Origin of the sequence: Brachyspira pilosicoli, from assembly GCF_008016535.1 — a bacterium.
Lineage (GTDB): Bacteria > Spirochaetota > Brachyspiria > Brachyspirales > Brachyspiraceae > Brachyspira > Brachyspira pilosicoli_A.
In genome coordinates, this window is the sequence record NZ_SAXY01000040.1 from 75,486 (window position 1) to 86,084 (window position 10,599).

General features: G+C 28.2%; 13 protein-coding genes and 1 pseudogene. 6 read left to right on the forward strand and 8 right to left on the reverse strand.

Translation table 11 applies throughout. The features are described from left to right. Window positions 1-27 precede the first annotated feature (27 nt). From rpoN to mnmA, 5 genes are read left to right on the forward strand one after another with little or no spacing between them, the layout of a single operon-like run. Window positions 28-1,293, forward strand: coding sequence for an RNA polymerase factor sigma-54 (rpoN, locus tag EPJ72_RS06335; protein ID WP_147731356.1), 1,266 nt, complete (start codon window positions 28-30; stop codon window positions 1,291-1,293). Window positions 1,294-1,312: 19 nt separating this feature from the next. Next, window positions 1,313-2,089 carry a ribosome hibernation-promoting factor, HPF/YfiA family gene (hpf, locus tag EPJ72_RS06340; RefSeq protein ID WP_147731357.1) on the forward strand — a complete coding sequence of 259 codons (777 nt, stop codon included), beginning with the start codon at window positions 1,313-1,315 and terminating at the stop codon, window positions 2,087-2,089. Window positions 2,090-2,129: 40 nt separating this feature from the next. After that, window positions 2,130-2,594, forward strand: coding sequence for a PTS sugar transporter subunit IIA (locus EPJ72_RS06345; protein ID WP_147731358.1), 465 nt, complete (start codon window positions 2,130-2,132; stop codon window positions 2,592-2,594). After that, window positions 2,594-3,544, forward strand: a complete 951-nt coding sequence (gene hprK / locus EPJ72_RS06350; RefSeq protein WP_147731359.1) for an HPr(Ser) kinase/phosphatase — start codon at window positions 2,594-2,596, stop codon at window positions 3,542-3,544. Before EPJ72_RS06345 ends, hprK begins: the two co-directional genes overlap by 1 nt. A 39-nt stretch (window positions 3,545-3,583) precedes the next feature. After that, a complete protein-coding gene (mnmA, locus tag EPJ72_RS06355) occupies window positions 3,584-4,645 on the forward strand; it encodes a tRNA 2-thiouridine(34) synthase MnmA (protein WP_147731360.1) in 1,062 nt (353 codons plus the stop codon). 386 nt (window positions 4,646-5,031) lie between these two features. On the opposite strand, the gene EPJ72_RS06360 is transcribed toward mnmA, so the two are convergent. The 6 genes from EPJ72_RS06360 to EPJ72_RS06385 all read right to left on the reverse strand — a co-directional run bounded on the left by EPJ72_RS06360 (window position 5,032) and on the right by EPJ72_RS06385 (window position 8,318). After that, window positions 5,032-5,436 (reverse strand): YbaN family protein, encoded by a 405-nt coding sequence (locus tag EPJ72_RS06360; RefSeq protein ID WP_147731361.1) that lies wholly within the window; start codon window positions 5,434-5,436, stop codon window positions 5,032-5,034. Window positions 5,437-5,545: 109 nt separating this feature from the next. Next, window positions 5,546-5,800, reverse strand: coding sequence for a 50S ribosomal protein L27 (gene rpmA / locus EPJ72_RS06365; protein WP_013244528.1), 255 nt, complete (start codon window positions 5,798-5,800; stop codon window positions 5,546-5,548). Continuing rightward, on the reverse strand, window positions 5,790-6,146 hold the full coding sequence (locus tag EPJ72_RS06370) for a ribosomal-processing cysteine protease Prp (protein WP_147731362.1): 357 nt from the start codon (window positions 6,144-6,146) through the stop codon (window positions 5,790-5,792). Before EPJ72_RS06370 ends, rpmA begins: the two co-directional genes overlap by 11 nt. 10 nt (window positions 6,147-6,156) lie before the next feature. Then, window positions 6,157-6,471, reverse strand: a complete 315-nt coding sequence (rplU, locus tag EPJ72_RS06375) for a 50S ribosomal protein L21 (RefSeq protein ID WP_013244526.1) — start codon at window positions 6,469-6,471, stop codon at window positions 6,157-6,159. 87 nt (window positions 6,472-6,558) lie between these two features. Further along, window positions 6,559-7,512 (reverse strand): peptidylprolyl isomerase, encoded by a 954-nt coding sequence (locus EPJ72_RS06380; protein ID WP_147731363.1) that lies wholly within the window; start codon window positions 7,510-7,512, stop codon window positions 6,559-6,561. A 158-nt stretch (window positions 7,513-7,670) separates the two neighbouring features. Then, window positions 7,671-8,318, reverse strand: a complete 648-nt coding sequence (locus EPJ72_RS06385; RefSeq protein WP_147731364.1) for a hypothetical protein — start codon at window positions 8,316-8,318, stop codon at window positions 7,671-7,673. 240 nt (window positions 8,319-8,558) lie between these two features. Here EPJ72_RS06385 and EPJ72_RS06390 point away from each other — a divergent pair, with 240 nt between their 5' ends. After that, complete coding sequence (locus EPJ72_RS06390) at window positions 8,559-9,440, forward strand: fumarylacetoacetate hydrolase family protein (protein ID WP_147731365.1); 882 nt, start codon at window positions 8,559-8,561, stop codon at window positions 9,438-9,440. A gap of 1 nt (window position 9,441) precedes the next feature. Here the strand turns inward: EPJ72_RS06390 and EPJ72_RS06395 are convergent, their stop codons facing one another. Together EPJ72_RS06395 and EPJ72_RS06400 are read right to left on the reverse strand one after the other, a co-directional pair. Then, on the reverse strand, window positions 9,442-10,032 hold the full coding sequence (locus EPJ72_RS06395) for a thymidine kinase (RefSeq protein WP_147731366.1): 591 nt from the start codon (window positions 10,030-10,032) through the stop codon (window positions 9,442-9,444). Window positions 10,033-10,147: 115 nt separating this feature from the next. Next, a pseudogene (locus EPJ72_RS06400) lies at window positions 10,148-10,599 on the reverse strand (integrase core domain-containing protein); the annotation flags it as partial.

Sequence of the window (10,599 nt, forward strand, 5' to 3'; positions counted from 1 at the left end):
AAAATTTTACTGTTATATACTTTTTCTATGAGTTCATCTATCAATTTATCTACAAACATCAAAACTCAATTAAGACATGAATTAAGATTAAATGCTCAAACAAAATTATGGCTTGATGTAATATCAATGCCCGCAATAGAATTAAAAGAAAAGATAGAAAAGGAAATGGAAGAAAACCCTTTCTTGGAATATGATTTTAAAAATAGTAGTAATAAAGATATTGATAATATTATAGAAAATACAGTTCAAAGTGGAGGTGAAAGCCTATTCGAACACCTTAAAACACAAATAAACATAGTATTCAAAAGTAAAAAAGATATAGAATTAGCAGAACATATATGCAGTTTTATAGATAAAGACGGATATATAAAAACACCATACGAAACTATAGCAGAAACTTTGAATGCAAATATAAAAGATGTACAAAAAATAATTAATATATTAAAAACCTTCGACCCATTAGGAGTTTGTGCTAGAGATATTGAAGAATGCTTATCTATACAGCTTAAATCGAGAGATGATATAGAAGATAGTATAAAAGAAATAGCTATAAAAATAGTAGAAAATTTCTTAAAAGAGCTTGGAAAAAAGAATTATGACTATATAGCAAATGAAATGAATATCACTAAAGATAAAGTGCTTGATGCCCTAAAAATAATACAAACATTAGAGCCCTACCCCGCAAGAGAATATGACACTACCCCTATAAAATATATAGTACCTGAAATTTTTATATTCAAAGAGAACAATAAGTGGGTAGTAAAAACGAATGAAAGCTTTATAAAACCCTTGAAAATTAGCAAAAAATATAGTAAACTAATAAATGAGGGGAAGAATAATAGAGAAGATATAAACTTTTTGAAAGAAAAAAAGAAAATGGCTGAAAATTTAATAAATGCCGTTAGTGAAAGAAAAAAAACCTTATTAAAAGTTGGCGAAGGATTATTAAAATTTCAACTTCCTTTCTTTGAAAATGGAAAAGAGTTTGTAAAGCCCTTAAAATTACAAGATTTATCATTGGAAGTTTCTTTAAGTGAGTCTACAATAAGCAGAATATCTAATGGTAAATACTTAAATACAGTTTGGGGTACTTTTTCTATAAAATATTTCTTTTCAAAAGAGCTTAAAGGTGGTGTATCATCAAGAGCTGTAAAAGAGATAATAAAAAGAATAATAAAAGACTCCCCTGTTAAATTGACTGATGAAAAAATAAGGCTGATATTAAAAAGCGAAGGTATTGATATATCAAGAAGAACAGTTGCTAAATATAGGCTTTCATCATCAATATTATAAAAACCAAAGGAGAAATTTTATGCATCAAAACATCATAGGTAAAAATGTGAGAATCACTAAAAACGTAAGAGAACATATAGCTAATAAGATGCAAAATATAAAAGTTCATTCTGATAAAATCATAGATGCTAACATCATATGTGAGCATATACATGAAGAATATATAGTTCAAGGTACTATTACTTTTGGAAAACAAGTATTCCATGATAAAGAAAAAGAAAAAGATTTATATGCAGCAATAGATACAATGTTCCAAAAGATAGAAAGAAAAGTGAGAAAATCTAAAGAGAAAAATATAGATAAATCTCAAAGAGCTGTAGTTGATAAAAGCGTACAAAATGATGATGATGCTTCTTATTCTATCAACACATTATCTTTATATGAAAAACCTTTAGATGAAATTGATGCTCTTGTTATATTTAATCATGATAAAAGACCATATCTTGCTTATTTCCCTATAAAAAGAGAAGAAGATTTATATAGTGTAAAAATAGGTAAATATCCAACCTATCTATTTAAAGGAAATGATTCTAAGACTTATGAAATATATGAGAGTGATGATTCTAATTCTTGGAATATAGATGAAGTGAGTTTAACTAGTGATAATAATATAGATGCTAGTTCAAGCAAAAAATATGAATTAAAAGAATATAATGTGAGTGAGGCAGTAAACTATTTGACAGAAAACAATAATGAAAAGTTTGTAGTATATGTAAGCAGTGTTACAGGTCAAGTAGAGGCTTTATATAAGGAATCAGATATATCTTTTACTTTAATAAGAATATTTGAGATATAATTTTTTATAAATTAATACTATTTTGGAGGGCTTAATAAAAATGAGCTTGATAGACTATATCAACAAAGATGCAATAATGATAGATGTTCAAGAGACAGATAAAGAACGTTTACTCTCTAAAATGGTAGAAAGGCTTAATGAATGCGGGCTTTTGCTAAGTAAAGACGAAGCAGAACACTCGATTATGGCTAGAGAAAAGCTTATGAGCACTGGGGTTGGAAGTGGTATAGCCATTCCACATGCCAAGACTGATGCTGTAGACAAGATAGTTTTAACAGTTGCTACAATCAAAAATGGTATAAATTATAAATCTGTAGATAAGAAAAAAGTATTTATAGTTTTTATGCTTCTTGCTCCTAAAGATTCTGCATCAGAGAATTTAAAAGTGCTAACTACAATAGCTAAGATACTTAGAGATAATAGTCATTTTGTAGAAAAACTTATAAATACAGATAAAAATGAAGATATAATATCTCTTATTGCTAAAGAGGAAATGAAATTATAATGCCTAAAAAAATAAAAGTTGAAAAACTTATTGAAATCAATGAAAACCGAAACAACATATTGAAAATAAGAAGATTAACAGGTTTAATTGGCATGAAAAACGAAATATATAGCTGTGATGTCAATAGACCCGGTATGGCATTATTTAGGTATTTTCAGGATTTTGCTTTTGAAAGAATACAGATATTCGGCAAGGGTGAAGGAAATTATGTTGTAACTTTAGACAAAGAAAATAAAACTGATATATTTGAGGAGATGCTTTCTTATAAGATTCCTATATGTATATTCACCTATGGGCTTGTGCCGCCTGAATCTTTTATAGAAATTGCTAAGAATAACAATATATGTATTTTGGTTACAGAGCTTCCTACTAATGAGTTTGTATTATCTATGCAAAACTTAATAGAAGAGGAGTTTTTAGAATCTTTTAGGGTTCACGGGGGGCTTGTTGAGGTTTTTGGTGTTGGAATTTTAATATTAGGAAAAAGCGGAGTTGGCAAGAGCGAGGCTACTTTAGAGCTTATATATAAAGGGCATAGGTTAATAGCAGATGATACTGTTGAGTTTAAAAAACTAAAAGACGGCAGAGTTATAGGAAAAAAGCATGATGTTATTAAGCATAAAATGGAAGTGAGAGGTATTGGAATAGTAGATATAAGCAGGCTTTCTGGTATGAGTGCTATTAGAGATAAAAAAAGGCTTGATTTAGTGATAGAGCTTGAACAATGGAAAGATGATGAGCAATATGACAGAATGGGGCTTTATGATAAAACTTATAATATACTAAACACTGAAATACCTTATATAAAATTACCTGTACGTGCTGGAAGAAACATATGTATATTAATAGAAACTGCCGCTAAAAACTTGCGTTTAAAAGAGATGGGTTATAATAGTGCTAAAGAATTAGATAAAGATTTAATAGAAGCTATGCAGAAAAAAGGTTCATAAAAACAAACATATCTATTATATAAAAAGGATTAAAAATATATGTCAAAAATAGCTGTTGGTATGAGTGCGGGAGTAGATTCTACAACAACGGCAAAACTTTTAAAAGAACAGGGTAATGAAGTTTTTGGTGTTACCATGCTTCTTTGGGACGGTGATGAAAGAGCTCCTTTAGCTGGTTCTTGTTATGGGCCTTATCAAAACAAAGTAGTTGAAGAATGTAAAAAATATGCTGCTCAAATTGGAATTGATTATTATGCTTTTAATGTTAGTGAATTATTTCAAAAAAAAGTAATAGATTATGTAAAAGATTCATATAAAAAAGGACTCACTCCAAACCCTTGTATTATGTGTAATAAAGAAATCAAGTTTATGGCTTTGTTTGATGCTATAGAAAAAAGCGGTTTAACTTTCGATAAATTTGCTACGGGGCATTATGCAGGTATAAAATATGATGAAGAGGAAAAAAGATATATACTTTTAAGAGGCAAAAATCATATAAAAGACCAATCTTATTTTTTATATAGATTAACTCAAGAGCAATTATCCAAAATAATGTTTCCTATGTATGAAATGACTAAAGAAGAGACAAGAAACTTAGCAAGAGAGTATAACCTTATTGATGTGGCAGAGAAAACCGACAGTCAAGACTTTTTTGCAGGGGAATATCATAGACTTTTTGATGAAGATTTAGAAGGAAATATTGTACATATAGAAACTAATGAAATATTAGGTAAGCATAAAGGAATATGGCATTATACAGTAGGGCAGAGAAAAGGACTTGGCATTGCATATAAAGAGCCTCTTTTTATAATATCATTAGACAGCAGCACTAACACTGTTTATGTTGGAAACAAAAATCACACCATTATAGACAAAGTTACAATATATGACATAAATTGGATAGTAAACAAAAGAGAAAAAGAGTTTACAGCATTGGTAAAAACAAGAAGTGCACATAAGGGTACTATGGCAAATGTAGTGCCGATAGATGAAAATAGAATAGACATACATTTTTTAGAGCCTACAGGTATAGTAGCCAAAGGACAATCCTGCGTTTGCTATGACGGTGAGATTACATTGTGCGGCGGAATTGTATATTAACAATAATTTCTATCAACTTTTTCTTGTTCTTTTTCCCGCAGCAAAAAGTGTAAGTTATAGTCTTGCATGTTCGGAATATGTATAAACTATAAGATAATACCTATATTTTAGCTAAAATTGCAGTTCTTTTGCTTCTTTTATACCAATAAAAGAAGTGGGGGTGCGGGGGCTAGTCCCCGCAAATAAAAAACATAAAAACTAAATTTTTACAAATTTTTAATTTTTTATAATATATTGAAACAATGATTTTTTATAAATTTTTTCTTGTTCTTTTTCCCGCAGCAAAAAGAACCAAAAAGTGCAAGTACTATAGCAAAATCTTTTAATTCGGGTAAAGCCCATAATATAAAATAAAAATATAGTTATTTAGTTATATACTGAAACAATTATTCCTCTTCTTGATAGCTTATCCTCATCTTAATTAGCTCTTCCTCTGAAACAGTTCTAATCTGTGTGAAGAAATAAACATATTTTGAAATAAATAATATCACCAAAACTATACGAGCATATATATTATCTACTAAAATGAATGTTATTATAAGCATGCAGCTTACAGGTATGAGTATGGTTAATTTTCCTTTTAGAGTCATAGCTCTTGATTTTACAAAACTCTCTAAATATCTTTTGTATAATTTTGTAGATAAAAACCAATCATGAAATCTTTTAGAGCCTTTAGCAAAGAAAAATGAAGCCAAGAGTAAAAAAGGCGTTGTAGGCAAAATCGGCACAACTATACCAACAGCCCCTACCCCAAGAAATATAAAACCTAAAACTATAAATAATATTCTCATAAAACAATTATCCTCTTGATTTAAATATAACAAATAAACAAAAATATCCCACTCTTAAAATAAAGAATAGGATATTAACAAAAATAATGTATTTTAGCGTATAATATTATTATTCAGCTATTACGCTTATAGTTTTTTTACCAAACTTATTAGTGTGGAATTTAACAACACCATTAGCAGTTGCAAAAATAGTATGGTCTCTTCCTATATCCACATTTTTACCAACATGGAATTGTGTACCTCTTTGTCTAACTATAATGTTACCAGATACAACCTTTTCTCCGCCATAAACTTTCACACCTAAACGTTTAGATTGACTATCACGTCCGTTTTTTGAACTTCCGCCGCCTTTCTTATGTGCCATTTTTTAACTCCTCTTTATATTTTACATAGTCAGGATACTCTTTAATAAGAGATTTTATGCCTAGCAAATACCCTCTACTAACTGTAATATACTCATAAGCTTTTTCTTTATCAAGTTTATCAAACCCAACTAATTCAAAGCTTAAATATCCATCATTAATTTTACGTTTAATACTCTTAATGCCAACTATTTCAGTAAGAACACTTAGCATAGCCTGAGATAAAGCACTCAAAGCTATACATACCTCATAACCTTCACCAGACTTTTTTATTCCAGCATGCCCTTCTATAGTAACTTTTATTATAACACCATCACTATTATAAACAACACTGAATAAAGAAGACATTATATATAATTTAAGCTAATGTAATATCTTCTATAGTGATTTTATGATATTTATGTCTATGACCTGTTTTTCTTTTATAATCTTTTCTTCTTTTGTGTTTACCTATTACTACTTTATCACCTTTTAAACTTTCAACTATTTTAGAACTTATTTTCACTCCATTTACATAAGGTGTACCAACAACTACACTTTCATCATCTTTTTTTAGAAGGAGTGTTTTTATTTCTGGTGATTCTTTAGCATCATCGCCCAAATATTCTATTAAGATATCTTGACCTTTTTCTATTTTGTATTGTTTTCCCTTTACTTCTACTATTGCATACATGATGGTTTTACTCCATTTATATTAATTTTAAAATTCTACTATTACATGAGTAATATATTATACTATATTTTTATAATTCTGTCAACACTATTTATATAACTTTATAGTAACTCTTTTTGTTTCATCATCAAGCCATTTTACAAAAGAGTCTCTCATACGAATCTCGCTTAGATAATTTTTTACTCTTGTACGAATACTATCCATATCTTTTTGTATTTCTACTATTTTTACTATATAAAAGCCCTTGCCAACTAATTCGCGTACTGTACTAACTGTTCCTACTTTATACCCTCTTTTTGCCAAATTAAGTCCAGCATTTACCTGTGCAGGCAAAGAACGTTTTCCTGCATCATATAAAAGATTATAGCCCAAATCTCCGCCATAATTCTTTGTTTTTTCATCATCACTATATTTTTTAGCTAACTCCGCAAAATCATTGCCTCTTGCAGCCATACCACGCACTCTATCAGCTAACTCTTGCTTTTCGCCTTTTTCTGTAAAAGTGGTTGCTTTGAAAAATATCCAAGAAAGTTTTACTAAAGTATCAACTTCAAAGGCTGTTTTATCTTTACTATTATTATAATATTCATCTGCCTCTGCATCGGTAATTTCTGTATTGTTAACAACAAGTCCGCTTAAGTTTTCCATAGCTATTTGTTTTTTTATAGAATTACGGTATTCTTCATACGATATGCCTTCTGCTTTTAACTGCTTGGCAAATTGTTCTAAAGTAAGATTATACTGACTAGCAATATTTTCAAGACGTCTGCTCACATCATTTTCTTCTATCACATAATTATATTCTTGAAGCTTCAAATACATTATTCTCTCTTCAACTAAATCCTTATAAACCATATCATCATTGATTTTTTTACCGACAGACCTAGCCTGAAGAGATAAAAAAGATTTCCTACTTACAAAATCCTCATAAGTAATAGGAATAGAACCTACAACTCCAACTATACTATTAACCACATCATTAAATAAAAGATTACTGTAAAAGATAAATACAGATAAAATAAGTAAAATCTTTTTTTTCAATATTCTCTCCTCAAATATATAATTATTAACCAAATTGAAAATAAATCATAAAAAGGAATTTATAGCATGATAGAATTATAATATATTATTTAAAAAAATAAATAAGAGGACCATTAATTTTTTTAATAGTCCCCTAATATATTTATTAACAATAAAAATTAATTACCGAAGTGAAGTCCTACACTAAGACCTATACCCAAATCAAGGTAACTAGTTACAAAATAACCCATAAATAATTGATCAACTTTATAAGTCATAGGAAGCATATAGTCTACATAAAAGTTAAGTCCAACTATAAAAGCCAACTGTCTAGAAATAAAGAATCTCTGTTCTACAAGAGCTTTTAAATAAATACTTATAGGAGGAGGAGTCATAGTAAGCACTATATTTGGAGCATATATTAAAGCCTTTGCACCAACTCCAACACCTAAAACTGTGTCTCTAGGAATTAAGCTATTAACATTACCAATTACAAACTTAGTTGTAAAACCCAATCCCATACTTAAACCACTTTCTTTATTAACTATTTTTTTATCTCCAGGATAAGTAATACCTATAGTAGTTTGTTCTATTCCAACATCACCTAAAAGACTTATTCCTTTTAAGCCATTTTGCATAGGAAGCATATATCCTATTTGAACAGAAAGGTCTGGTCTTACTTCTGTTGATCCATTAATTTTTACAGTCTGAGAATCCAAAATTGGAAATCCAGTTACGGCACTAAGCTGTCCTACAACATCAACTTCAAATGCTGGAAAAACTGTACTAAAACTCACTAAAAAGATTGCTAAAATTAGTTTTTTCATCATTGTCTCCTAAAAATACTAATTACCTATACTTACTTAAAGTATAATAATATTTAACCCATTAGTCAAGTATTAATTTTGTATAGGTTCAATATAATGATACTACATATATTTATCGGATTTTTTTCATAAAAATAAATTGTATACACAATAAAACTAAAAAAAATTAATTTTTTTTAATTATACTTGAAAAACTACAACTATTTATTATAATTAATTAAAGTTTTTTTGGAGAATAGTATGAAATTTGTATCTTTTTTAGAATGGAACAACACTGAAGCAATAGGAATTTTAACTAGAAATGAGCAAAGTGTTATACCTATAGCAGATATTATACCTGAGTTTAAAAACTATAATATGATTAATTTTATTCAAAATTGTAATAAAGATATATTAGACCAATTAGAAAAAGAAATAGATACTTTTAAACAAACTTACTCAATAGAAAAAATTCAACTCCTTTCACCTATAACAAAACCAATACATGATATTATATGTGTAGGAGTTAATTATCAAGATCATATTAACGAAGTAAAAGATAATATCAATGATATAAAAAACATAAAACCTGTATATTTTTCTAAAAGAGCTATTTATATAATAGGACATAATCATAACATAAATGCAAGACTAGACTTAGATGAAGCATTAGATTATGAAGTAGAATTAGCTATTATCATAGGAAAAACCGCAAAAGATATAAAACCTCAAGATGTAAAAGAACATATATTTGGATATAGTATTTTTAATGATATATCTTCAAGAAAAATGCAAAAAGAGCATTCTCAGTGGTATAAGGGAAAAAGTTTGGACACTTATAGTTCAATGGGGCCATGCATTGTATATAAAGATGATATAAAAGATATAAATAACCTAAATATTAAATCAACTTTAAACGATGAAACAAGACAAAGCTCAAATACAAAACATATGCTGCATAATATAGAAGAATTAGTAAGCGATTTATCTAGAGGAATGACGCTTGAAGCAGGAGATATCATAGCCACAGGAACACCTTCTGGGGTTGGTATGGGATTTAATCCTCCTAAATATATGAAAACTGGTGATAAAATAACTTGCTATATAGAAAATATTGGAGAATTAACCAATTATGTTAAATAAATCATAATTTTAATTTAACTTCATCTTCGCCTTCATAGCAGTATCTGCATACGCATTTATATATATCATCTCCTATCACAACTCTATCAACATCTTTAATTATTCTTTTTGAATATATTCCCTTTCTTCCGCAATCGCATTTGCCGAACACCTTTATATGCACATCAATCAAATCTTCTTCAATTAAACTGCTCACACTCTCCCAATAATTCCTCTTAAAATCCATATCCAAAGAGGCTATGTAAAAATCTATATTAATATTATTTCTTGAAAAGTCTTTTATTAATTTAATAAAATCAGAAGTCTTATTTAAAAAACAAAACTCATCAATACCAACAACATCATAATTTGATAGATAATTTTTTATATTATCAAAATTAGTGAATTTATCTTCTAATTCCTCTTCAGTAAGAATATCTATTCTATTATCAAGCACAACATTTTTGTCCCTGCAAAAATATCCTCTATAAGAAATATTAGGATATATAAATAGTATCTTAATATCGCTTTTTTCCATAAGCAGATAATCTAAAGTTTTTATTAAATATTTAGATTTTCCTGCAAACATAGGACCTGTTATTAAATAATTCATAGAAATATAAAACCTAATATAGTTAATTAGTAAAAAATTAAGTAGATTTTATCAAAAAAACCGCTTTTTGCAAGTAAAACTATAAAATATACTATTGTAAAATATTTTTAAATTGTCATGGAAACATAGATATTGTACTTTTACTTGCTATAATATTTTTGATTCTTTCTTTGATTGTAATATACAATAACGAAGAAATCAATCTTTGATTGTTATAAAAATGTGTATATTCTTTTAATTCTTGCCTTAATAATTCTACAGTTATATTTTTATTTAATCGTGAATAAAATTCTCTTTCGTCTATGCCGTGTACTCTTTCTACTACGCCATTGTATCTTGGTGTTGCTATAGGAATATATCTCCTCTCTAATTTATTTTTTAAGCAGTATTCATCAAAAATATTGATTTTAGGAGTATTAATACAGCGATAAGTATATTCCATACCATTGTCCGTTTGTATAGCCTGTATCTTAAAAGGTGAAGTTTTTAAGACATATTTTAAGAAAGATAAAGCACTAGAAGGTGTTTTATCTTCATAGATTTCTCTCCAACTATAACGAGTAGCTA

Coding starts and splice junctions, on each gene's coding strand:
- hprK (WP_147731359.1), top strand. CDS start 2,594: ATGCCTAAAAAAATAAAAGTTGAAAAACTTATTGAAATCAATGAAAAC.
- EPJ72_RS06385 (WP_147731364.1), bottom strand. CDS start 8,318: ATGAAAAAACTAATTTTAGCAATCTTTTTAGTGAGTTTTAGTACAGTT.
- hpf (WP_147731357.1), top strand. CDS start 1,313: ATGCATCAAAACATCATAGGTAAAAATGTGAGAATCACTAAAAACGTA.
- EPJ72_RS06370 (WP_147731362.1), bottom strand. CDS start 6,146: ATGTCTTCTTTATTCAGTGTTGTTTATAATAGTGATGGTGTTATAATA.
- EPJ72_RS06390 (WP_147731365.1), top strand. CDS start 8,559: ATGAAATTTGTATCTTTTTTAGAATGGAACAACACTGAAGCAATAGGA.
- EPJ72_RS06360 (WP_147731361.1), bottom strand. CDS start 5,436: ATGAGAATATTATTTATAGTTTTAGGTTTTATATTTCTTGGGGTAGGG.
- rpmA (WP_013244528.1), bottom strand. CDS start 5,800: ATGGCACATAAGAAAGGCGGCGGAAGTTCAAAAAACGGACGTGATAGT.
- rplU (WP_013244526.1), bottom strand. CDS start 6,471: ATGTATGCAATAGTAGAAGTAAAGGGAAAACAATACAAAATAGAAAAA.
- EPJ72_RS06395 (WP_147731366.1), bottom strand. CDS start 10,032: ATGAATTATTTAATAACAGGTCCTATGTTTGCAGGAAAATCTAAATAT.
- mnmA (WP_147731360.1), top strand. CDS start 3,584: ATGTCAAAAATAGCTGTTGGTATGAGTGCGGGAGTAGATTCTACAACA.
- EPJ72_RS06345 (WP_147731358.1), top strand. CDS start 2,130: ATGAGCTTGATAGACTATATCAACAAAGATGCAATAATGATAGATGTT.
- rpoN (WP_147731356.1), top strand. CDS start 28: ATGAGTTCATCTATCAATTTATCTACAAACATCAAAACTCAATTAAGA.